This is a genomic window from Cupriavidus sp. 05T313 (genome assembly GCF_056396665.1).
Window position 1 is genome coordinate 1 of the sequence record NZ_JBFTLX010000058.1, and the last position, 22,031, is coordinate 22,031.

Genomic DNA, 22,031 nt, shown 5'->3' on the forward strand with positions numbered 1-22,031 from the left:
AAGGGAAGAGCGCCTGTATCCTTTGCTGGCCAGCTTGCAAGCGGGAGAGTTCATCTACGGGCGCCCAGCCTTTCCAGAGGTGGGGTATGCGTTCAAACACGCCCTCACCCAGGAAGTCGCAAGCAACTCCCTGCTTTCCGAAGAGCGCAGTGCGCTACATGAACGCACAGGTAGAGCCATCGAGGCCCTTTTCCATCAGCAATTGAAAGACCATTTCAGCGAGCTGGCACACCATTACAGCTTGGGCGGCAATGCTCCCAAGGCGGTGGAGTACTTGCACTGCGCCGGGCAACAGGCTGTCGAGCGTTCCGCTAATCTAGATGCCATCCGTCACATTGGTGCGGCTTTGGATCTGCTCCATAACCTGCCCGACACCCCAGAACGCGCGCGCCAGGAACTGACATTGCGCGTCACCTTTGGCCAAGCCTTGATTGCTGCCAGAGGTTATGCAGCAGCTGAGGTGGAGACAAACTATACTCGGGCGCTAGCTTTGTGTGAAAAATGCGGAGAAGCCCCGCAGCTCTTTCAGGTGAAGTTGGGATTGCGCATGTTCTTCTTGCTTCGCGCACAGCATCAGACGGCGTATGAACTGGGTGAGGGACTACTCAGCCTGGCTGAGAACACGCAAGAGCCGGTGTTACTCGGACAAGCGCATATCGCACTGGGAGGAGCCTCACTCTTTCTTGGCAAGTTTCCCATGGCCCGAGCTCACTTGGAGCAGGGGCTGGCGCACTATAAGACTGAACAGCATCCCACCCACGCCGGACTTTATGGACRGGATCCCGGCGTTCGTGGACTGAGCTTTTTGGCATGGACCCTTTGGTATCTGGGCTTTCCAGTTCAGGCCAGCGAACGAAGTCAGGAGGCGCTGGCGCTGGCCCGGAAGCTTTGTCATCCTTTTAGCCTGGCGCTCGGCCTCGTCTATGCAGCCGAGCTGCATCAGTACCGGCATGAGGTGCAACTGACGCGAGAGTGTGCTGAAGCCGCTATCGCCCTTTCGGCCGAACAGGGCTTTCCGTTCTGGCTCGCATGGGGAGCAGTCCTGCGGGGATGGGCGCTAGCCGAGCAAGGAAACAGTGACGAGGGCATCGCTCAGATGCGCCAAGGGCTGGCCGATTACCAAACGACGGGTGCCGAGTTCGGCCTGCCTTATATCCTTGCCTTGTTGGCTCAAACCTATGGGAAGGCGGGGAAATTCCAGACGGGGTTGGACGCGTTGGCCGCCGCGCTGGCCATGACGAGCAACACTGGGGAGCGCTATTATGAATCGGAGTTGCATCGGCTCAAGGGCGAACTGCTTCTCCAACGCTCGAACGCGCAGCCCCACGTGTTAACGGATCGTGAGGCAGCGGAGGCATGTTTTCATCACGCGATCGATATCGCTCGCCAGCAAAATGCGAAATCGCTTGAACTACGTGCCGCGCTAAGCCTCGCGCGGCTATGGCAACGCGAGGGGAAGATGGAACTTGCACGACAGACACTGGCCGGGCTGCATGAGTCCTTCACCGAAGGATTCGACACTGATGATTGGCCGCAGGTCAACGACCTGCTGAATGCCCTGTTCAGCGGTTGATTCGAAGACCCCCGCCCTCCATGTCGCGCACACAAATATCTGCTTCGTGCTGAAAGTGCTCCCAGCGATCCTGGACTTGATGTTGCGGTGATCCTGCTCGATCAAGTTGTTCAAGTACTTCGACGATCGCAACATCGCGTGCCCGGGGCAGCAACTCGTCCGTCTTCATTTCGCGCACCGCGCGGTGAGATGCCGCGTAGCCGTCCAGCGTGATTGTCTTCGGAGCGAGCCCTTGACTCTTGATCGCCTTCGCGAAGAAGGCCTTGGCTGCAGCGACATCGCGCTTGGCGCTGAGCCGGAAGTCGACCGTCTTTCCCGCTCGATCAACTGCACGGTAAAGATAGATACTATGGAAGGGCTGGCCCAAGTAAGCCCATTTGCCACGGCTTTTCACATACGTCTCGTCGACTCGCCATGAACGACCCGCGGATCTCCCAAACCGATCCCAGCGCTTCACGAACTCCGGCGTGAAGCGTTTGACCCAGCGCGTGATCGTCGTGTGCGAAAGCGACAGGCCGCGCTCGGTCATTATTCCAACGAGGTCTCGAAGGCTGAGCTTCTAACGCAGGTCAAAAACCCGAGCGTAACCCACCGGCCCCTCCGATTTGCACCGGAGCCGCATTTAGGAGACATTCGAAGTTCGGCCTCGCAGCATAGAACAGACATTCGCGGATGATATCCCGACCATGGTCCACCATGGCCCCGCCCAACCCGGTGAAATGCGGGTCTATATGTTATCGAAAAGGCCAATATGGTTGCGATCCGGCGCTTGGCGCGCTGCCTGACCAATGATCCCTGCCGGAAACCGGCGACGGGGCCTCATCGCGATCCTACGCGACGACCACAGCAGTGTGACAACGTCGTCACAGCGCACTCAAGACAATGTTGCATTGCGGAAATTGTAATGATGTGCCATTGCCATCAGGAAACCTAGGGTTTATACTCACCCTCGTCTCCTCCTTGTCTCCTCGACATGGATTCAACCCGCCTCCTTTGGCGGGTTTTTTTCGCCCGCGTGTTTTTTAGTGATTTATGAACCACTTTCAAGGCAATCGCCGCTGTAACGGCAAACCCCCAGTACTTTCGTAAGTGGGGTTTCAAGGGAGAGCCTGACGATTACCTACTTGCACACGGGCCATCCGCTACAGACGTCTCCGGCTGTCTGCTGCGAACGAAGGAATACCCCAGCCTCCGCGAGAGTTTGTGGGGGACGCGCTCGGTGGCCGCCGTCCTACTTCGCCGGGAACTGCGGGGGGTACTCATCGAAATCATTCGCCTGTACGTCGAACAGCAACAGATGCCGCACTAACCGGCCAAAGGGAGGCTACGCCGCCCGCGCCCATCCTTCACCGGCCTAAAGGCAAAGGCTTGTCGCACGCCGGATCAACCCAAGAACACCCTCAGAGCCGGGGCGGCATCAAACCGCGCACAGTACCAAGGGTGGGCGGGGTTGGAAATGCCACAAGCCCCTCGTTGCTTAGTCGTTACTCGTAAGAGAAGAAGCTGCCCAGCTTGCCCATGCGTTCGAGCGCCAGGCCGGCACCCCGCGCCACGCAGGTCAGCGGGTCTTCAGCCACCACCACGGGCAGGCCCGTTTCCTCGGCCAGCAGGCGATCGAGGTTGCGCAACAGCGCGCCGCCGCCGGTCAGCATCATGCCGCGCTCGGCGATGTCGGCGCCGAGTTCCGGTGGGGTCTGTTCGAGCGCGATCTTGACTGCCGACACGATCTGATTCAGCGGATCAGTTAGCGCTTCCAGGATTTCATTGGACGATATCGTGAATGGACGCGGGATACCTTCGGACAGGTTGCGGCCTTTGACTTCCATCTCGCGGATCTCGGAGTCTGGGAAGGCCGAGCCGATTTCCTTCTTGATGGCCTCGGCGGTCTGCTCGCCGATCAGCATGCCGTAGTTGCGGCGGATGTAGTTGACGATGGCTTCGTCAAATCTGTCGCCGCCCACGCGTATCGAGCCCTTGTAGACCATGCCGCCCAGCGAGACGACGCCCACCTCGGTCGTACCGCCACCGACATCCACTACCATCGAGCCGGACGGCTCCGACACTGGAAGGCCGGCGCCGAGTGCGGCGGCCATCGGCTCTTCAATCAGGTAGACCTGGCTGGCGCCAGCGGCCTGCGCGGATTCTTGAATTGCGCGCCGCTCGACCTGGGTCGAGCCGCACGGCACGGAGATGATGATACGCGGCGACGGCCGAAGCAGTTTGGTGTCGTGCACCGTCTTGATGAACTGCTTGAGCATCTGCTCGGTGACGGTGAAGTCGGCGATCACGCCGTCTTTCATCGGGCGGATGGCCTCGATGTTACCCGGCACCTTGCCCAGCATCTGCTTGGCATCCTTGCCGACAGCCTGGATGGTTTTCTTGGGATTGATACCCCCCTGCTGGCGAATTGCGACTACGGAGGGTTCATCAAGGACGATGCCCCTGTCGCGCATGTAGATCAGGGTGTTGGCCGTGCCGAGGTCGATCGCGAGATCGTTGGAGAAGTAGCTGCGGAGAAATCCAAACATCAGGAATCTTTCTTCTGGTAGTTCGCAAGTACGCGAAACGGCGGGCGCAAGAAGTGGCGCCAACCATGATTTTCATAGCGACGCATGGTATGGAGGCTTCACGCGTCACGTGGTGCTGGCTTCGGTGTCATTGCCAGCGCGCTGTCAGTCGATAAGAGCGATCGAACTCAGGTGGCCCGCCAAGGGGTGTCTGGCTTGCTGGCGGAATCGGCCATCACACGAGTCGTCGAGTAGACCACTTATTGAACTGCGCAAAAGCAGCATCGGAATCACAAAAGCCTCACGAAGTCTGATCGGAGATACTGTGGCCCGATACCTGCGAGTGACGTGAACCACTCGCGTCGCGCTTGAGCGGCAGGCAGGAATATCAGCGGAAGCGAATGATACCGTATGACTCTCTCCGATTCCCGCGTCAAACCGCGCGGACTTCGGGAACGGCAATCCTTGCCAGAGGCGACGTGATCGAGCAACAGCCATTCAGGCCGCATTTTCCTGGCTTGCCCGAACGCAGAGCGGCCGGATCTGGCGCTCCCCAAACCCAGGCGCTGCAGCGCGCCAGTGCTGGCGACCCGGCGGGTCCGGCTGTCAGTGCTGAAGCCAAGGGTGGTGTTGTCGTCCATTGCCAGCGAACCGGTATCCAGCGTCTGGTTGTGACCGAGATTCAGCCGTCCCTGTTGCAGCGCCGTGCCGCCCGTGCAGGTGTTGGCACCGTATGGCTGCTCCTTGCCGTGTGGTGTCTGCCGGACTTAAGATGATTTCGTATGGGGTTGGCGGCATTGGAGGCGCCCTGGTAGTACTCGCGCTTTTTCAACTATATGAAGGGCACCAGGCGCGCAGGCCCCAACGCGGCCCGGTACCAGTATTCCTACAATCCGCAGGAGCGCTCATGCTTTCAGATCTTCTGATGCACTTGCCGAGATCCAAGGCGACCGTCGTGTTACTGGCGGTGGTATCGGCCGCGGCAGTTGCAGCACCGCAGACGAGCAGTCGGTCGCAGAGTCTTAGTACCCAACGCGGCATCAGCGACGGACAGAGCGGTGGCACCGAGTTGCAAACCGGGCCGCTTTTGCATCAGCCCATTGTCGGGGCGCAGCCGATTGCGACACCCCAGGAACTGCCTCCCAATGGATCGACGCCATACCCGTACATTATTGCCCCGTATATCCAGGTCCCCGGCGCTATCCCCACTCCTCATCCGCAGCCACGTCCCCGACCGATGCCGCATTAGAATTTGTGACGAATACCGACGACCGCGCCAAACTGATTGTCCGAGCCACTTACCGTGCCGAAGCCGGTGCCTTGGATCGCGCCGGAACCGCCTGCGGTCAGGCCCAGGTTCGAACCATCCTTGTTCTTGGTGTAACCAAGGTTCAGGTAGGCATCGGTGCGCTTGGACAGGTTGTAGTCAACCGATGCCACGAAGCTCCACGGATCGGCCTTGGTGCCGCGGAAGTCCTGGTAGTAGGCTGCGCCGGTCAGCGATAGTGCAGGTAGTAACTGATAGCCCACGCCCAGCCAGTACAGGTTCGAGACATTGTTAGCGCCGAGGTTGCCCGGCAGCGTGGCACCGTCGAGCGCCATGGCCCAACGATAACCAGCGTACATTTTGGCCGGGCCGAAGGCATACGATCCAGCCACGCTGGCGCGGCGGATCTTGGCGCCCGTCAGGGCACCAGTCGCGGCCAGGCCGAGGTTGGTTTCGTCGTATATACCCCCGACGGCGAACGGACCGACAGCGTAGGTCAGGCCAGCGCTGTACTCCTGGCCAATCTTGGGGCTGCCCGGCACTTCACCAAAAGAGCCGCCACCGGTGTTCGAGCCAAAGCTATACAGGGCTCTGGCGGTCAGGCCACCGAAGGTGCCGGCGTACTTGACGGAGTTGTCAGCGCGGCTGGTGAACCCTGCGTCCTGGCCGATGATCGAGTAGTTCGTGGAGATCCCCATTGGGTCGAATTGCAGGCCGAAGTCATAGAGCGGGGTCTGTTGACGGCCCAGGGTCAGGGTGCCCCACTGGCTTTGCAGGCCGACGTAAGCGTTACGACCGAACAGGCGGCCGCTTTGGGCCGAGGTGCCTGTATCGAGGTTAAAGCCGCTTTCCAGTACGAAGATGCCCTTCAGGCCACCGCCGAGATCCTCCACACCACGCAGGCCCCAACGGCTGCCCGACAGGTTGCCCGAGGTCAGGCGGGTCACGCTGCTGCCGCCCCCGGGTTGGTTATTTTGATATTCGAGACCAATGTCAAGGATCCCGTACAGCGTCACACTCGACTGTGCATACGCACCACCAGCGGCCAATGCAGCGACGGTGGCAATCCATTTCATCTTCATAACTCTTTCCTTGTTAGCTGATGATTGGAAACTTTGGGCTACCCCGACTGCAGGCCAACGCAATCCGTTCACGTCGATTTTGTATTATGTACCAGCGTTCGGCTAACGAAACTTGCGAACGGTGGCTTAACGAACCTTCGAACAGTTCTTTGGAACGGGCCGGTACGCATGCCAAAGTCCCTCCCGCATCACGCAATGCCACAGAACTCGCGTCGGTACTGTTCTGGCGTGGTGCCCGCCTCTCGCTGGAACATCGCGATAAAGGCCGAGGCGGTGCTGTAGCCGAGATCGAAGGCGATTTCCTGCACGCCGCGGCCCGTTTCCAAGGCATCGATGGCGCGCAGAAAGCGCAGGCGCTGACGCCAGTCGCCGAACGACATGCCGAGTTCGTGCTGGCACCGGCGGGCTAGCGTCCGTTCGGTCATGTGCACGCTGGCGGCCCAGTCGGCCAGCGTGCGGTGGTCGCCGGGATCCGCCTGCAACGCTTCAAGCACGGCAATCAAGGCAGGCGTGGCTGCCGCCGGCAGATAGCAACGCTGCACCGATGCCTGCGCGAGCTGATCGACCACCACGTGCGCGAGCCGCAGGTCGGCCGGCGTGCGCGGTACATGCATGTCGCGCGCGGCGAAGTCAGCCAGTACGCTCCTGATGATTGGGCTGATGCGCACGGTGCAGGCTTCGGCCGGCAGTTGCGCGCACAAGCCTGGTTCTATGTAGATCGAGCGGTAGACGATCGCGTGCCGCAAGGTGCAGCTATGCACCACCGCCGGCGGGATCCACACCGCATACTGCGGCGGCGAAAGCAGCCGCAGCCCGTCGGTTTCCATCTGCATCGTGCCGTGCGCCGCGTAGTTCAGGTGGCCCCAGCTATGGCTATGCGCCGCGGCCTGCGTGTCAGCTCCGAATTCGTCGTAGCGGAAATAGAAAGGACCGTCCATCCCTTCGACGTCCTGGATTGGCAAGTAGCGCCGTTTGTCGGGCATGGTTCGTCGGGTTCGTGTGGTTTGTGGCGAGAAGAGTCCGGAAACCCGGATTGGATGTCATAATTCAGCTATATGCCTTAACGCGGACGCATGCATGATAGCCCTGCACTCGTACTAAGGAAAACCTTCATGTGGCAATACGCGTTTCCGCTACTGGCCGTCGTGATCTGGTCCGGTAATACCGTCGTCAGCAAGATGGCGGCCGGCGCCATCGCACCGGCCGAAATCAGTTTCTACCGCTGGCTGCTGGCCGCCCTGCTTTTCACGCCGCTGGCGTTGCGCCCGGTGCTGCGCAACTGGCCGGCGATCCGGCCGCGATGCGGGCGGATCGCGGTACTGGGCCTGCTCGGCATGGTGGCCTATCAGTGCCTGGCTTATTACGCGGCCTACATGACCACGGCCACGCACATGGGCATCATCGGCTCGCTCACGCCGATGATGGTGCTGGCGTTGTCGATCCTGCTGCTGGGACAGCGCCTGACGGCCGGTGCCGTGGCGGGATCCCTGCTGTCGATCGCCGGCGTGCTGGTGGTGGTTTCATCCGGCGACCTCCGCGGCCTGATGGCCAGCGGCGCCAACCTGGGGGACGGACTGATGCTGCTGGCGATGCTGGCCTACGCGGTCTACGTCATCCTGCTTAAGCGCTGGAATATGAAGGACGTGCCAGCGTTGCAACTGCTCTACCTGCAAATCGTCGTAGCCGTTGTCGCCCTATTGCCGCTCTACCTGCTCACGCCCAGGATGGGCCTCTCGGCGGCCAACCTCCCGCTGGTTGGATTCGCCGGATTGATGGCGTCGATGGTCGCACCGCTGGTGTGGATGCACACGGTCGCCAGCATTGGCCCAAGCCGCGCGAGCATGTTCTTCAACCTGATCCCCTTGCTCACCGCGCTGATCGCGGCGGTGGTGATCGGGGAGTCGCTGGCGGCGTATCACGCGCTCGGCGGGGCGCTGACGGTTGCGGGCGTGCTGCTGGCCGAGTTGTGGAAGGCGCCGCCGCGGCTGCAAGCTGCGGCGCCGTGAGAGACCGCCGCACCCTCAGGCGCGCCCTGCTGCCCGCACCGAGCCGTAGCGCGCGGTCAGCCGGTCTACGGAGTGACGGAAATCGCGGATCGTTTCGTCAATGATCTGCTGAACCGGCACGACCGAATCGATTCGTCCGCATACTTGCCCCGTCAGCGGCACTGCCGCCTCCATGTCGCCGCCAAAGTAGAGCTGCTGAACGCCGGCGAATTCACTCTTGATGTTCTCCGGCAATTCCAGCTCGATCCGGGAGGTGCGCGCCGTGCGCAGCGCCCGGAGCGCCGGGCCCTTGCCGCCGCGATTGAGAAAGACGGTATCTGTCTCCTGCGCGCCGACGATGGCATTCTTCCAGTTGTCATGAACGGGCGACTCGGCCGATGTCAGCATGCGCGTGCCCATCTGTATGCCTTCCGCGCCCATCGCGAATGCCGCCGCCATCGTGGCGCCGTCGCAGAAGCCACCCGCGGCTACCACCGGGACATCGACCTTCGAGCAGACAAGCGGCAGCAACACCATGGAGGTCACGTCGCGCTGGTTCTTGAACCCACCGCCCTCGCTGCCCTCCACAATCAGGCCGTCCACGCCGGCCGCCACCGCCTTGAGGGCGCCGGCCAGGGTTGGCACCACATGAAAAACCGTGAGGCCGGCTTCCTTCAGCTCCGCGCAATAGCGTGTCGGGTCGCCAGCCGATGTTGTCACGAACCGGATCCCCTGGTCGACGACGAAACGTACGATATCGGGATCTCGCACATAAGTCAGCGCGATGTTGACCCCGAATGGCTTGTCGGTCAGTTCTCGCATCTTGCGAATCTCGCCGCGAATCGTATCCAGTTCTCCGGATGATGTCTCGATGATTCCCATCCCACCCGCGTTGGAGACCGCCGCCGCCAGTTGCGCCCTGGCGATCCACCCCATTGGGGCCTGGATTATCGGATGCTGGACGCCCAGCATCTCGGTCACGCGATTCGTTATCGTCATGGCTTTGTCTCCGCTCTACTCTGGTAATACTGCACGGACGCGCTGCGCCCTCTTCACGCCGGAAAAACTTGTGGCGCGATAGCGCGTTCCGCATTCGGGAATGAAACCTGGCCGTAGAGATTAGGGGCACGCCGATACACCGTCCAATGATTGTTTTGAATAGGTATTCATGCACTCCGGACATGGTGTCTCCATAATTCTCCGCCTGCGGCCAGCGCCGGCAATGCCCCGAGCCGTTGACCAGCCGCAAGATCATTCAGATCATGCACCGAAAATGTTCACATCAGCGGCCAGTGTTCCGTGGCAAGCTGGGCAGACCACACTGTTGCCACCTGCCCAGGCTTGAGGAGCCCTGAATGGAATCTATCGACCGCCAGTCTTCGTCGCAACGCTTCCTGACCCGTCTCGGCGCGGTATTGGTCGTGCTGGCCGTTGCCGCATGTGCCGGCCCCGGAACGCCCGCCGCCGGATCGGCAAGCCCTGCGCCGGCCGGCACAGCAAGCGCGACAAGCGCCGCGGACCCGCTGCCCTCCTGGCAGGACGGCGCGGCCAGGCAGACCATCCTTAAGTTCGTGGCCAGCGTCACCCGCGAAGGCTCGCCCACTTATGTGCCGCCGGCCGAACGGATCGCCACGTTTGACAACGACGGCACGCTATGGAGCGAGCAGCCGCTGTATTTCCAGTTCCTGTTCCTGATCGAACAAGTCAAGTTGGCGGCACCGAAGCATCCTGAGTGGAAGAACAACCCGGCCTTCAAGGCGCTGGTGGCGAACGACCAGGCAGCGCTGGCCAAGCACCAGAAAGAACTGCTGGCGCTGATCGCGGTCGCAAATAGCGGCATGACCGTGGAGGCCTACGACGAGACCATCCGCGCCTGGCTGGTCACGGCAAAGCATCCCAGGTTCCAGCGTCTCTTCACCGATCTTGTCTATCAGCCGCAGCTTGAGTTATTGGCCTACCTGCGCGCCAATGGCTTCAAGACATTCATCGTCTCCGGCGGCACGATCGAGTTCATGCGCCCCTGGTCCGAGAAGGTGTATGGAATCCCGCCCGAGCAAGTGATCGGTTCCAGCCAGGTCGTGACGTATCAGCTGCAAAATGGCAAACCTGCCCTGGTGCGCCAGCCAAAGCTCGATTTCATCGACGACGGCCCCGGCAAGCCGGTGGGCATCTACCGGGGGATCGGCCGCCGGCCGATCCTGGCATTCGGCAACTCCGACGGCGACCTGCAGATGCTGCAGTACGTGGTGGCCGGCAGCGGCGCCCGCCTGGCGTTGCTCGTGCATCACGACGATGCCGAGCGGGAGTTCGCCTACGACCGCCAGTCGAAGGTCGGCAAGCTGGACAAGGCCTGGGACGAGGCCGTCGCCAAGGGCTGGACGGTCGTGAGCATGAAGCGGGACTGGAAGCAGGTGTATCCGGCGGCGCCGCGATAGGCTCTCCCAACTACAACGGCTGGCGTGAAACGGCGCGGTTGTCCATGGCCGCCCGTACAGCATGGCAATGGCGCACGAGATTCGGTTGCGATAAGACAAATAGCTTGAGAGGCGTATCTATGTCATAGAAGACGATGTTCGCCACAAAGCCGTAGACGCCAGCGTCGATACTGTTCGGATCAGGACCGAAAAGAAAACCCCGATCACCGGTCATGTTGGCCACCACCTGCAGGTCGGCGATGCCACGGGCGTAGACCTCCTTGGGGGAGAAGCGGCCGATTCCCTGATAGTGGTATCGATCGAAGTTGTATTTCCTTGCGGCCTCGAGGTCGTCCGCCGCGATCTCCGGATGCGTCCTGAGGAGCGCGTCCCGAAAGGCTGTCCAGAAGCGCGGATCGCGCCACCGCGAGTAAGACATGACCCAGTAGAGATCATCCAGCGCGCGCCGGACAAGAAGATCCAGGTCGCGCTGAAAGGGGGTCAGCGCATCGTCGATGGGCAAGCGATACTTGCGCTTTAAATGGGACACGATGGCATCGCTGTCGCCTATCGACTGCCCGCCATCGTCGACATACGGGAGCTGGCCGCGCGGCGCCGCTTTCGCATCCAGGGTGTGGCGATGCTCGAAAGGCAGGCCGCACAGTTTCAGGAATGCGAATACCTTCAGGCCGTATGGATTGTTGTCTTCAAGGCCAAACAGATCCGGATAGGAAAAAAGTGTGATCATGCCGGCCTCCCCTGCAGATGGCCCGGGCTCTCTACACCAGCCAGGCTCTGATGATTCCGCATGCCGCGCGGGGGACGCCGGGAAGCGGATTGCCCGCCTCCCAGGCTAGCCGCAGCGTTTCAATGCTCTGCTTCGGACTGGACCGCGCCGATGGAGGCCATGACAACGCGACGCGCGTCGAACTCCTCGGCAATCTTCTGATCCTGCGCGAACTGCGCTTCCACGTCGACATTGGCAAACTCGATAGCGCCCATGTCGGCAAATGCACTTTGCACGCGCGGGCTCCACAGGCCGATATCCTTGACTGTGGGGACGATGCGGCTGAACAGCCGCTGGCGGAATTGCCGCATGGTTTCGGACTCCCGCACTGCTTTGGCGCACTCCTCCTCCGGCAGCCCGAGGCGGCCCCAGACTTCCTTCTGGTCGAAGCGGTCGCGCATCATGTAGCAAGCCTCGATCACAAAGTCCTCGCGCTCCTTGCGCTCGGCCTCCGTCACCTGCGGATAGAAACCGCGCAGCGCAGTGCGGCCGAATGCAACGTGGCGCGCCTCGTCCTGCATCACGTAGGCGTTGATCGATGCGGCCAGCGGATTCTTGGAGAAGTCGCGAATGCGCTGGAACGCGGCCAGCGCAAGCCCCTCCACCAGCACCTGCATGCCCAGATAGCAGAAGTCCCAGCGCGAATCGGTCAGGATGCTCTCAAGCAAGGATTTGAGTCCCGGCGTGATGGGATAGAGGATGCCGACCTTCTCGTGCAGCAGGCGCGAATAGGCCTCCACGTGACGTGCTTCGTCCACGGTCTGCGTGGCGGCATAGAACTTGGCATCCATGTCCGGGACCATCTGCACGATCCGCGCCGAAACCATCAGGGCGCCCTGCTCGCCATGCAGGAACTGCGACAGCGAATGCGCCTGCTGGTGGCGGCGCACTTCGATGCGGTCGTGCTTGCCCATCTTTTCCCAGAGCGGCGTGCCGTAGATCGGGATCATCCGGTCATCGAGTTCCTGCGGGTTCTCGGGATCGAGTTCCTGCGACCAGTCGATCCGGTCGGTGGCGTTCCATTGCTGCTTCTTGCTGGTTTCATAGAGCTGCAGCAGTTTGGAATTCTCGTTGTCGTATTCCCAGTTGAACTCGGTGGCAACCTGGCTGCCGATCGACCAGCCCGTCTGTACCACCGGCAGCGTGTAACGATGAACGGATGACATGCAATCTCCTTTGGCGCTCATGGGTTTCGACCGGTCTCCATGCCTGCTTAGCCGGAGTTGGGACCTGTCTTGAATTTGCGTTGGCTTCCGGCTATAAACAGAATCATAATTCTCTTTCTTGTTAATTCAAGGACCCGGCACAGGGTCCGGAGAAGCCGGGAGACATTGATGCAGTTCCACAATCTGACTGTCGCGCAGGTCACTCGGGAGACCGAAGATGCTTGCTCCTACACGCTTTCGATCCCCGACGCGCTGCAGCAATCTTTCGCCTACCGTGCCGGGCAGCACCTCACCTTCCGGGTAAACGTGGATGGGGAAATACTGCTGCGGAGCTACTCGCTTTCCAGCTCGCCTGAAGCGGGAGGCCTGCCGGTTGTCACGGTCAAGCGCATCCCCGATGGCCGCGTGTCGGGATGGTTTCATGGCCATGTCCGGGCCGGAACCCGGCTGGAGGTGAGCGCGCCGGCTGGCCGCTTCGTCTGCGAGAACATGGACGCCCCGCTCGTCTTCTGCGCGGCGGGCAGCGGCATTACGCCGGTCCTCTCGATGATCCGGTCGGCGCTGGCATCCACGCGCCGCAGGATGACGCTCTTCTACGCCAACCGAGATACGCGCAGCACGATCTTCGCGGCGGAGATTGCCGCCCTGGCGCGGGGCAATCCGGATCGCCTCGCTGTGCATATGCACTGCGACGATGCCGATGGCTTTCCCGAGCGCGGCAAGATTGCCGCCCTGCTCTCGTCCGTTGCGCAATGCCAGCTCTATCTGTGCGGGCCGGGGCCATTCATGCAGACCGTACTGGAAGCGGCCGAGGCGGCCGGGATGGCGCGCGGGCGCGTGCATCTGGAGCGATTCGACGCTCCCATGCCGGAGCCTGAGGCTGGCTCGGCGATCCGTGCGGCATTGCCGGCGGCAACCAGCGCGGTGGCTTGCGATGCCAAGGTAATCCTCGGCGGCGCACTGCATGTCGTGCGTGTCGCCAGCGGCCAGTCACTGCTGCAAGCCGCGCTCGCCTGCGGCGTGGATGCGCCCTATGCTTGCGAGGAGGGCTATTGCGGATCGTGCGCGGCCAAGTGCATCGATGGCGCGGTGGTTCATGAGCGCAACGATGTCTTCGGCGCCGACGAGCTTGCTGCCGGCTGGATCCTGACTTGCCAGGCGCGTCCGCGCCAGGAGCGGCCGGTCGCAATCACCTATGACGTATGACAGCAGAAACCACCATCCCGGCGGACACTGCGGCGACCACGTTGCGCGCCGGGCTGAAACAACCCCGTCAGGAACGCAGCGAAGCCACCCTCAAGGCCATGCTGGCGGCCGGCCGGACGCTGATCAACGAGGCCGGCAGCCTGACCGGGTTTTCCCTCGCCGATCTCGTGCGCGCCGCTTCCACCTCGATCGGGGCCTTCTATGCCCGGTTTCCGGACAAGGAGACCTTCTGCGCGCTGGTGCTGGAAGACACACTGGCTGAATTGCGAGCCGAGCTGGACTATTCGCTGGCCACGGACCCGACCTGGAACGCAGGGCCCGCTGCCGCGATCTGCGGCCGTATCGTTGGTTTCTATGTCGGCCTGTTCCGCAGGCATCGCGGCCTGTTTGCGGCCTACATGCGGCATAGCCCTGCGCAGAATCCCCTGTGGCAACCTATCCGCGAGGCCAACCGGCGGATCCTGGACGCCATGGTGCCGCGCCTGGCCAGCCAGGTTGCCGCCGGGCGCTTTACCGGACCCGACGGCGAGACCCGGATCGCGGTGCAACTCGTGATCAGCGCGCTGACCAGCATCGTGCTGCATGCGCCCAGCGGCCTGGCCCTGGACGATCCGCGGCTGGAGCAACGGCTCACGGCGATGCTGTATTGCTATCTATCCTCGCCTGCGGCCGGCGACGCATAGGCGCGCTAACCCTCCGGCAACAGCAGGTAGCGCCTCATCATCCTGACGAGATGGGTTTCCAGCTTGCGTCCTTCGAGATGCAACGGGCCCGGATCGTTGAGCAATATATTGGCCAGCGTGCCCACCAGGAATTGAATGGCGACCCGTACCTCGAAGGTGGCATGGGCCGGCCGCGGCGAATCAAGCTGGCTGGCCAGCAACGGCACAAGCAAGTCCTGCACGCGCCGGTTGGCTTGCCGCATGGGATTGTCCCCGCTGCCTGTGGCCGAGTAATGCCGCAGGAATCCCTTGAAGAGGCCACGGTTCTGCCGGAACCGGCCGACGTAGATGCGCACGATGCGCTCGACGATGGCGGATGCCGGGCCAGTTTGCCAGACCGGATCCTCCGCGATCGATTGCCGGGTGATCGCTTCGGCTTCGGCCAGCGCGGCCTCGAGCATGAATGCGAGGAAAGCCTCCTTGTCCTTGAAGCGCGCGTAGAAGGCACCAATCGATGTGTTTGCCGCGCCGACCACGTCGTTCAGCGAAATCTCATCCAGATTGCCGCGCTGCTCGGCAAGCGCACGGCCGGCCTTGACCATCTTGTCGAGGTTTTGCTCGCTGCGCGACTGGCGCGGGGGGCRCATGGCGGGTGGCTGCTCCGTGCCTGCCGCGAGTGCCTTCGCCGAACGGCGCGCGGGCGCCCCCTTGCGAGCGGACGTGCTTGCCCGGCCTGGCGGCCGGGTCGCGGGCTTGCGGATCGTTGGCATGACGGCGGAACTCTCGATGAGCGACAAAGAGCCGCATTATGCGACATGTGCCACCCGGCTCTTGAGAATCCCATGACGGGTGCCGTGATCCCGGCAAGGTCCCCGCGCGAGTCCTATTCCACTTTCGCCCAGCCGGCATCCGGTACGAATGTCCCCATCGCTTTGGCCCGCGACGCCGTGCCGGCGCCAAGGTCCCGCGCATAGACCGTACCGCTGCTGTCGAGCGCGAATGTGTGCGCGCCAGTCTTTCCATACGCCACCGGCCAGGCAAGGAACACATACTTTGCGTCGCTGCCCTTGCCCGGCGGGACGATACGGTAATGGTAGCCATGGAACGCTTCCGCGGCGGGCGTATCCGCCCCCATCACCAGGGCATCAGGCCCGAGCGGACTCTTGTCGCCCTCGGAGTCCGCTGGCCAATACAGCCCGTCGGTCTTACCGGCCCGGCTTACCAGGCGCTTGGCATAGGCGCCGTTACCGACCTCCGTGGCGTATTGCTGCTGGGCTTCGGCCAGTTGGCGAAGCATGGCAATGGTTTCCAGCTCGTTGCGGCCGAGACGCCGGGCGCGGAGTTCCTGCTGGCCGGCACGCAGGTCAAACTTCCAGCCATCGCCGGATTTGACCATGGGAATCGGAAACGACCAGCCACTCTCGCCCACGACGAGACTGGCCCGGTTGTCGCCGGTCTTCTCGATCTGATGTTGCCTGGCCCAGGCGGCCAGGAAAGCATAGATGTCATCGCGATGCACGCCACCCTCCGGTATCAAGAACGGATATTGCGGGCCCAACACCTGCTTGAGCGCATCATTGTCACTACTCGAGATGGCATCGACCAAGGCATTCGCCGCCGCCTCCGGCGTGGGATATGCATGCTGGGCAAAGACCGGGGCGGCGATCGCGAGCGCTGCCGCGGCCACCAGGACGCGCAGCCCACGCGCGGTTCGGGCACCTACGAAGTTGCGTATCATGCTTATCTCCGACCATGGCCGCCAAATCCACCACCACCGCCAGGGTGGCCCCCTCCCCCTCCACCACCGCGCTGGGGTGCCGCCGCCCTGGGCTGGCCCGGATCGCGGGCCGCGGCCCTGGGTGCGGCCTGTTGCCGCGCGCCGCCGCTATCCCTGGCCGCGCGCTGCGATTGCTGCCTCACCTTGTCGCCATTGCCCGCATCGCGCAACGCGCTGTCTCGATTGGCATCGCGCGAGCGGTTGCGTGCATCGGCGTGGTCGGCCCGTTGCCGGTCGGCGCCGGCTGGGTTGCGTTGCTCGCCGGCCGCGCCGCGCGCTGCCGCGCGGTTTTCTCCCGCACCACCATGGCCGGGGATGGATTGCCCGGTACGGCTCTCCATCGACTGGGCTGCGCGGTCGCGGGCCGCATCCCGGGAGCCCGGCGCGGGTGCGGCTCTTTGCGCGCCCTGTTGCCGGCTGGAAAGCCCGGCCTGGCGCTGCTGGTCGTAGCGGCTGCTCACGTTCGGGTTGTTGTACGGGACATTGCCGCGGTGCGCCGGATTGTGTTGCCAGTTGGTATTGGCGCTATTGACGTTGAGCCGGTTGTTGACATTGACGTTGTTATAGCGATTGACGTTGATATTCACGTCATGGTTGTTCCAGTTGAATCCGCCCCACATCGAGTTTACCGCCGCAACGCCAAGACCAAACCCGATCCCGGCGACCATGGCCGAGGCAAACGTTGAGCCGGGAGGCGGGGGGTAATAGGCGGGTGGATAGGCCGGATAGGGCCATGCGCCATAAACCACGGTGGGGTTATAGGCAGGTACGTACACCACCTGCGGATTCGCCGGCTCAATCTGCACCACCGTGGTGCCGCCGGTGGTCTGCGTCACCACCTTCTGCTGCTCGGTCGTCTTCAGGCTGCCCGCCTTTTGCGCTTGCACACGCAAGCGCTGCACGGAATCCATCACGTCATTGGGCTGGTCGAGAAAGGCGTTGCCGATCGACTGCACCCACTGTGGCTGCCTGCCCATCAGGTCCAGCACCGAAGGGAATGCCGCCAGCGATTGCACGCTGGGATCCCAGGGCTCCCCGGCCACGGCTTTGGTGGCCGCATCCCCGGAGAGGCTGGGGTTTGATTTCGACCATGCCGCTGCCGCCGCCACGTCTTCCGGGTAGGTCGCCGCCATCAGCACCTGGGAAAGCAAGGCGTCAGGGTAAAGGGCAATCGGCGCCATGAGCTGGTCCAGTTGTCCGTGATCGAGCTTGGACTGCGCCAGCGAAGCGCCGGCCGGGATCAGCAGAAGCAGCCCAAGCCACCAGGTGGCCAACACTCTCAAGCGACGCATTTTTGCCTCTCCACGAAAAGACAGGCATCGGCTCAATCAACACGCTGGCGCCCAGCGGCTTTCCTGGATGCCCGGCCAGTCTGCACAATATGCGACGGCTAACAGGCGTGGCAATTCAAAATCTCTTTGGTCCACCTTAAACAAAATAGGAAAACAGATGGACAGAAATGCAGAGCATTCCGCGGATGCAAGTGGCATCGAAACAATTCATGTAGGCGCAAAAGGAAATTGAACGTACCTGAGCCGTTATACCGTCATCATTGACGTCTACGTTATATCTTGGGGGGGAACGAGCCCAGGCTCCCCATGGCCATCGGCGTTGGCCGTGCCGTCTCGATCCGGGCCATTGCGCAAGAGTTGGAACGAAGGTGTTGAGATGAAGCACTATCCGCTCGAATCGCGTTTCGCCATGCAACGGCGTAGCCGATCCTGGCCCCTCGGCGCGGCTTTCCGCAGCCGGATCGCCATTGGCGCGTTGATGCTTGCGCCTGCGCTGGCTGGCGCCCAGGGCGCCCCCGACTTTAGTTTCCTGAACGCCAGCGTGCAGAAGCGCGCCAACGGCGTGCTGTCGCTAATGTCTTATTCCGTGGTGCCGGACCTGACTTCCAGTTCGTTGTCGATCAACAACGCCAGCTCCGGCAACCCCGGCATCGTGATGTCGCAGCTAGGCGGCGGCGCGACCATGAGCAAGTCATTTCCAATCTACCTCGAGGGCGCTATCGCCTATAGCCGGTACGATCCCCAGTTCGTTGCGTCCAATGGAACAGAATCGAGATCCGTGCCGGCCAAGTGGAACACGGTCTCCGCCACCGGCGGGATTGGTTGGGATTTCCCCCTGACGGAGAACAAGGAACTGGTGTTCCGGCCCATCTTCAACTTCTCCCTGGGTTATGTAGCCAGCGATCTCTCGGTGGCCAAGTTTGTCACGGAGCGCATCACCGACCGGCAGATCAACTTCCTGGACCACGGCACCCTGAACGCCTACGGGCTAGGCGGCTCGGTCATGCTGGACTGGGAGCACTACCGGGAAACCCACGAGATCGACCTCGAGTTGCGATACACCAATATCCATCTCCAGAGCTTCGGCGGCAGTTCGGAAGCCGTGCAGGGATCGGCCTCTGCCCAGACCGCCAACCTGTACGCGCGCTGGCGCGCGCCCACGGGGCTGCGCGCCCTGGACCGGCCCGTGCGCTATGTACTGGAACTTTCGCACTCGCGCTATCTTGGCAGCCAGTCCGAAATCCTCGGATTCACCAACCTGACGACCCTGGGCACGGGCCTGGAACTCGATACCAGCGCGCATGAAGTGTTCGTGACGCGCATACGCGCCGTGGTGCGCTACGTATTCGGCAACAACGTATCGGGCGTCTCGCTGGGGCTGGCCGCCAGCTTCTAGCGCCGCGGCAGTCAGGCGACGACCGGGACTCTCCCGCGTTGAAGTCCTAATATCGCGCGTCGAAAAATGTGAATTCCGCTTGGCTGGCCGCGGACTTACGCTAACTGGAAATGATCAGGATCAGGACCGCGCCTGCGCGCTGGAATGAGATCTGGACCTGCTGCGATCCATTGAGGGCCTGCCGTGGCAATGCGCGATTGGTTTAAGTTGTTGAACAGCCTGATCTGGGTGATCCTCGCCGCGGCCTGCGGGACGCTCCATGCGCAAAGCGCCCCGCAGGATTCCGGCGCCATTGAACGACCGGCGGTACCTACGGTAACCCTGCTGGACCGCCCCATCGCCTCGTTCCGCGCAACCCTGGCCGGCGTGCCGCCCGAGGCCCGGCGCGAGCGTGCCGAGGCCAACCTCGCCAGCCTGACACGTGCCGAACTCGCCCTGCCTGTCCAATGGGTATCCAACAGACTGGACGGCGAAGACGGCGTGGCCTTTCGCATCGGCAACCGGCTTGTGTTTTCGTACGTCGAACATGACCGCGAGCCGCGGCGATACCACGGCCTTTGATGCCGACGTACGCCAGATCGCCGAGCGCCTGCAACAGGCCATGACCGCGCGGCGCGACCAGATGCGCTGGCCGGTGCTGATACGGGGCGTAGCGCTGACATTGCTGGCCAGCGCGCTTCTTGGGCTGCTGAGCTGGGCGATTGCGCGCCTGCGCGCCTAGGCCTATGCCTCCATGCAGCGGATCATAGAGGCACACCTGCTCAGCCGCACCTCCCGTGGCTTCGACTGGACGGGATCGGCTTATCAGCTGGCACGGCAACTGGTTCAGCTGATCGCACTCTTCCTTTTCATGCTGCTGCTCTACCTGTGGCTGATCTTCGTGCTGGAGCAGTTCCCTGCGTCGCAGCCGATGGGAACCCGACTGGGTGCGATGCTGTTTGGCTTGCTCACCCGCATTGCGCTGAGCGGCATCCAGGCGTTGCCGGGCATCATCACCGCGATTGTGATCCTGCTGATCACGCGCGCCGTGCATGCCATGGTGAACAACATCTTCGAAGCTGCGCAGCGGGGCAGGCTGGAGCTAACCGGCATGCATCGCGAAACCGCGGGCGCCACGCGCCGTGTCGTGGTGCTGCTGGTGTGGGCACTGGGCTTCGTCTTCGCGTACCCTTACCTGCCTGGCTCGCAGAGCGACGTCTTCAAGGGCCTGAGCGTGCTGTTCGGCTTCATGATCACGCTGGGATCGGCGGGCATCGTCAATCAACTGATGAGCGGCATGGTGGTGGTCTACTCGCGCGCGCTCAAGCGCGGCGACTTCGTCACGCTGGGGGAAAACACCGGCACGGTGATGTCGCTCGATACGCTATCGGTCAAGCTGGTCAACGTGCGCAATGAAGAGATCACCATTCCCAATGCCGTCGTGGTGGCCTCTCCCATCGTCAACTATTCGCGCCATGCCACGGACCGTGGCGCCCTGGTTGCAACCACCGTCACCATCGGCTATGACACGCCATGGCGGCAGGTCCACGCCATGCTGCTGGCGGCGGCATCGCGCATGCGGCATGTCGCCATGGTGCCCACGCCGTTCGTGCTCCAGCGGGCGCTGTCCGACTATTACGTGGAGTACGAGCTGATGGTGGCCATCGACGATCCCGCTTTACGCCCGCAGGCGCTGTCGTCCCTGCACGCCGAGATCCAGGACGAATTCAACCGCAACGGGGTGCAGATCATGTCGCTGCACTTCATGGCCCAGCCAGCGGAGCCGGTAGTGGTCAAACCCGGGCAATGGCGAGGCCAGGATCAAGGCGGCCCGGCGTAGTCGCGGCACCCTTTTCGGCACGCTCGGACAGAGCCCCTGGTGCGTGCCACCGCCCTCGCCTCGCTGGCTATATGTTGACCTCACTGGCGACCCGGCTGATGCACGCGATGGCATGTTGCGCCATGGGCGACGGCGTGCGGTTGCGAAGGCTCACGACACCCATCTCGGAGTACAGCGCCGGCAGTCCCAGGATATGCAACGGGAGCAGCGCGCCGGCATCGATATCGGCCTGCACCGACGTCAGCGTCGCGGCCAGGACGGTGTCAGTGGACAAGGCCACGGACCGGAGGATGGTGAAGTCGTCGCACTCAAGCGCAAGCGGGGCTTCCTGGCCCGCCGGCAATCCAAGCACCCTTGCCAGTTCGGCCTTCACGATGCGCGGTACTTTCGTGGCCGCGACACCGTAGTGCCAGGCCTCGGTCAATGTGCACTGACGCGAGGCCAGCGGATGCGATGCACGAACGTAGAAGCCGCCGCGCTGGGCGCCCACCGGCCGGATCTCCAGAGCCGCATCTTCCGGCAAATCCCGCACGTCCGCGACAAAGAACTCGATATCCTCCGCGCGCAAGCGTTCCAGCAACTGCTTCCAGTTGCTCTCCTCGACGCGCAAGGCAACCCTGGGATAGAGGCGGCGCAATTCGGACAACGCCCGTGGCATGAGGGTGGCGGCCGGGAATGGTCCGGCCCCRAAGGCGGTATCGCCCAGCCGGCTGTCGCGATAAAGATCGACATCGCGCTGCAGGCAGCGCGCATCGAACAGCAGCCTGCGCGCCCGTTCGATCACGAACTCGCCCGCCGGAGTCGGCCTGACCTCGCCCACGTCACGGTCGAACAGGCGGATGCCGAGATCGCTTTCGATGGCCTGGATGCTGCGGCTGAAGGCCGGCTGGCTGAGGTGGACCCGCTCGGCCGCCCGCGCGAAATGCAGTGCATCGGCGAGCGCCAGGACATGGCTGAGACGGCGAAGGTCCATCATGTTGCGTTGCTCCTGACGCATTGGAACGTTGCATAGTATGCATTGGACGCATTACCCCGGCAAGCCTAAAGTCGTTCGGACCTGATGGCGCCAGAAGGCCTGGACCGTTCAGACCATAGAGC

General features: G+C 62.6%; 19 protein-coding genes and 1 pseudogene. 9 read left to right on the forward strand and 11 right to left on the reverse strand.

Translation table 11 applies throughout. The features are described 5' to 3' along the window. A partial coding sequence (locus tag AC1DKD_RS15450) for an ATP-binding protein (RefSeq protein WP_477143426.1) occupies positions 1–1,573 on the forward strand: 1,573 nt, incomplete at its 5' end. A gap of 66 nt (positions 1,574–1,639) precedes the next feature. On the opposite strand, the pseudogene AC1DKD_RS15455 reads toward AC1DKD_RS15450, so the two are convergent. From AC1DKD_RS15455 to AC1DKD_RS15470, 4 genes and pseudogenes are all read right to left on the reverse strand, one after another. Continuing rightward, a pseudogene (locus tag AC1DKD_RS15455) lies at positions 1,640–2,132 on the reverse strand (IS6 family transposase); the annotation flags it as partial. Positions 2,133–3,057: 925 nt separating this feature from the next. Next, positions 3,058–4,101 carry a rod shape-determining protein gene (locus AC1DKD_RS15460; RefSeq protein WP_441629648.1) on the reverse strand — a complete coding sequence of 348 codons (1,044 nt, stop codon included), beginning with the start codon at positions 4,099–4,101 and terminating at the stop codon, positions 3,058–3,060. 1,224 nt (positions 4,102–5,325) lie between these two features. Further along, positions 5,326–6,429 (reverse strand): porin, encoded by a 1,104-nt coding sequence (locus AC1DKD_RS15465; protein ID WP_441629647.1) that lies wholly within the window; start codon positions 6,427–6,429, stop codon positions 5,326–5,328. A 188-nt stretch (positions 6,430–6,617) separates the two neighbouring features. Beyond that, a complete protein-coding gene (locus AC1DKD_RS15470; protein WP_441629646.1) occupies positions 6,618–7,412 on the reverse strand; it encodes an AraC family transcriptional regulator in 795 nt (264 codons plus the stop codon). A 129-nt stretch (positions 7,413–7,541) separates the two neighbouring features. Between AC1DKD_RS15470 and AC1DKD_RS15475 the strand changes: the two genes are divergently transcribed. Beyond that, positions 7,542–8,435: a DMT family transporter gene (locus tag AC1DKD_RS15475; RefSeq protein ID WP_441629645.1), complete on the forward strand. Its 894-nt coding sequence runs from the start codon at positions 7,542–7,544 to the stop codon at positions 8,433–8,435. Positions 8,436–8,450: 15 nt separating this feature from the next. Here AC1DKD_RS15475 and AC1DKD_RS15480 read toward each other — a convergent pair whose 3' ends face one another. Then, on the reverse strand, positions 8,451–9,386 hold the full coding sequence (locus tag AC1DKD_RS15480; protein WP_441629680.1) for an NAD(P)H-dependent flavin oxidoreductase: 936 nt from the start codon (positions 9,384–9,386) through the stop codon (positions 8,451–8,453). A 383-nt stretch (positions 9,387–9,769) separates the two neighbouring features. Here AC1DKD_RS15480 and AC1DKD_RS15485 point away from each other — a divergent pair, with 383 nt between their 5' ends. Next, positions 9,770–10,849, forward strand: coding sequence for an HAD family hydrolase (locus tag AC1DKD_RS15485; protein ID WP_477103849.1), 1,080 nt, complete (start codon positions 9,770–9,772; stop codon positions 10,847–10,849). Positions 10,850–10,859: 10 nt separating this feature from the next. Here the strand turns inward: AC1DKD_RS15485 and AC1DKD_RS15490 are convergent, their stop codons facing one another. Both AC1DKD_RS15490 and AC1DKD_RS15495 read right to left on the reverse strand, forming a co-directional pair. Continuing rightward, the gene (locus AC1DKD_RS15490) at positions 10,860–11,576 is read right to left on the reverse strand and encodes a glutathione S-transferase C-terminal domain-containing protein (protein ID WP_441629643.1); all 717 of its coding nucleotides are present in this window, start codon (positions 11,574–11,576) and stop codon (positions 10,860–10,862) included. 119 nt (positions 11,577–11,695) lie between these two features. Next, positions 11,696–12,781, reverse strand: coding sequence for a ferritin-like domain-containing protein (locus tag AC1DKD_RS15495; RefSeq protein ID WP_441629642.1), 1,086 nt, complete (start codon positions 12,779–12,781; stop codon positions 11,696–11,698). Between the two features lie 168 nt (positions 12,782–12,949). On the opposite strand from AC1DKD_RS15495, the gene AC1DKD_RS15500 reads away from it, so the two are divergent. Together AC1DKD_RS15500 and AC1DKD_RS15505 are read left to right on the forward strand one after the other, a co-directional pair. Continuing rightward, a complete protein-coding gene (locus AC1DKD_RS15500; protein ID WP_441629641.1) occupies positions 12,950–13,987 on the forward strand; it encodes a 2Fe-2S iron-sulfur cluster-binding protein in 1,038 nt (345 codons plus the stop codon). Next, positions 13,984–14,670, forward strand: a complete 687-nt coding sequence (locus tag AC1DKD_RS15505; RefSeq protein ID WP_441629640.1) for a TetR/AcrR family transcriptional regulator — start codon at positions 13,984–13,986, stop codon at positions 14,668–14,670. Before AC1DKD_RS15500 ends, AC1DKD_RS15505 begins: the two co-directional genes overlap by 4 nt. Before the next feature lie 5 nt (positions 14,671–14,675). Here the strand turns inward: AC1DKD_RS15505 and AC1DKD_RS15510 are convergent, their stop codons facing one another. From AC1DKD_RS15510 to AC1DKD_RS15520, 3 genes are all read right to left on the reverse strand, one after another. Next, a complete protein-coding gene (locus AC1DKD_RS15510; protein WP_477143427.1) occupies positions 14,676–15,296 on the reverse strand; it encodes a TetR/AcrR family transcriptional regulator in 621 nt (206 codons plus the stop codon). 236 nt (positions 15,297–15,532) lie between these two features. Beyond that, a complete protein-coding gene (locus AC1DKD_RS15515) occupies positions 15,533–16,387 on the reverse strand; it encodes a DUF2950 family protein (RefSeq protein WP_477103847.1) in 855 nt (284 codons plus the stop codon). Between the two features lie 2 nt (positions 16,388–16,389). Further along, complete coding sequence (locus AC1DKD_RS15520; RefSeq protein WP_477111835.1) at positions 16,390–17,718, reverse strand: DUF3300 domain-containing protein; 1,329 nt, start codon at positions 17,716–17,718, stop codon at positions 16,390–16,392. A gap of 409 nt (positions 17,719–18,127) precedes the next feature. Between AC1DKD_RS15520 and AC1DKD_RS15525 the strand changes: the two genes are divergently transcribed. The 4 genes from AC1DKD_RS15525 (at position 18,128) to AC1DKD_RS15540 (ending at position 20,933) form a co-directional block, all read left to right on the forward strand. Further along, positions 18,128–19,114 (forward strand): hypothetical protein, encoded by a 987-nt coding sequence (locus tag AC1DKD_RS15525; protein WP_441629679.1) that lies wholly within the window; start codon positions 18,128–18,130, stop codon positions 19,112–19,114. Between the two features lie 210 nt (positions 19,115–19,324). Beyond that, complete coding sequence (locus tag AC1DKD_RS15530; protein ID WP_441629636.1) at positions 19,325–19,675, forward strand: hypothetical protein; 351 nt, start codon at positions 19,325–19,327, stop codon at positions 19,673–19,675. Continuing rightward, entirely contained in the window at positions 19,641–19,835 is a 195-nt protein-coding gene (locus tag AC1DKD_RS15535; RefSeq protein ID WP_441629635.1) for a hypothetical protein, read from the forward strand. The genes AC1DKD_RS15530 and AC1DKD_RS15535 overlap by 35 nt, the downstream gene beginning before the upstream one ends. A 12-nt stretch (positions 19,836–19,847) precedes the next feature. Beyond that, entirely contained in the window at positions 19,848–20,933 is a 1,086-nt protein-coding gene (locus AC1DKD_RS15540) for a mechanosensitive ion channel family protein (protein ID WP_477111834.1), read from the forward strand. 67 nt (positions 20,934–21,000) lie between these two features. Here AC1DKD_RS15540 and AC1DKD_RS15545 read toward each other — a convergent pair whose 3' ends face one another. Next, positions 21,001–21,909 (reverse strand): LysR family transcriptional regulator, encoded by a 909-nt coding sequence (locus AC1DKD_RS15545; RefSeq protein WP_477111833.1) that lies wholly within the window; start codon positions 21,907–21,909, stop codon positions 21,001–21,003. Positions 21,910–22,031 lie beyond the last annotated feature (122 nt).

What these genes read in the sequence shown, in the direction of transcription:
- AC1DKD_RS15460 (WP_441629648.1), bottom strand. Translation starts at nt 4,101, where the DNA reads ATGTTTGGATTTCTCCGCAGCTACTTCTCCAACGATCTCGCGATCGAC.
- AC1DKD_RS15465 (WP_441629647.1), bottom strand. Translation starts at nt 6,429, where the DNA reads ATGAAGATGAAATGGATTGCCACCGTCGCTGCATTGGCCGCTGGTGGT.
- AC1DKD_RS15470 (WP_441629646.1), bottom strand. Translation starts at nt 7,412, where the DNA reads ATGCCCGACAAACGGCGCTACTTGCCAATCCAGGACGTCGAAGGGATG.
- AC1DKD_RS15475 (WP_441629645.1), top strand. Translation starts at nt 7,542, where the DNA reads ATGTGGCAATACGCGTTTCCGCTACTGGCCGTCGTGATCTGGTCCGGT.
- AC1DKD_RS15480 (WP_441629680.1), bottom strand. Translation starts at nt 9,386, where the DNA reads ATGCTGGGCGTCCAGCATCCGATAATCCAGGCCCCAATGGGGTGGATC.
- AC1DKD_RS15485 (WP_477103849.1), top strand. Translation starts at nt 9,770, where the DNA reads ATGGAATCTATCGACCGCCAGTCTTCGTCGCAACGCTTCCTGACCCGT.
- AC1DKD_RS15490 (WP_441629643.1), bottom strand. Translation starts at nt 11,576, where the DNA reads ATGATCACACTTTTTTCCTATCCGGATCTGTTTGGCCTTGAAGACAAC.
- AC1DKD_RS15495 (WP_441629642.1), bottom strand. Translation starts at nt 12,781, where the DNA reads ATGTCATCCGTTCATCGTTACACGCTGCCGGTGGTACAGACGGGCTGG.
- AC1DKD_RS15500 (WP_441629641.1), top strand. Translation starts at nt 12,950, where the DNA reads ATGCAGTTCCACAATCTGACTGTCGCGCAGGTCACTCGGGAGACCGAA.
- AC1DKD_RS15505 (WP_441629640.1), top strand. Translation starts at nt 13,984, where the DNA reads ATGACAGCAGAAACCACCATCCCGGCGGACACTGCGGCGACCACGTTG.
- AC1DKD_RS15515 (WP_477103847.1), bottom strand. Translation starts at nt 16,387, where the DNA reads ATGATACGCAACTTCGTAGGTGCCCGAACCGCGCGTGGGCTGCGCGTC.
- AC1DKD_RS15520 (WP_477111835.1), bottom strand. Translation starts at nt 17,718, where the DNA reads ATGCGTCGCTTGAGAGTGTTGGCCACCTGGTGGCTTGGGCTGCTTCTG.
- AC1DKD_RS15525 (WP_441629679.1), top strand. Translation starts at nt 18,128, where the DNA reads ATGCAACGGCGTAGCCGATCCTGGCCCCTCGGCGCGGCTTTCCGCAGC.
- AC1DKD_RS15535 (WP_441629635.1), top strand. Translation starts at nt 19,641, where the DNA reads ATGACCGCGAGCCGCGGCGATACCACGGCCTTTGATGCCGACGTACGC.
- AC1DKD_RS15540 (WP_477111834.1), top strand. Translation starts at nt 19,848, where the DNA reads ATGCAGCGGATCATAGAGGCACACCTGCTCAGCCGCACCTCCCGTGGC.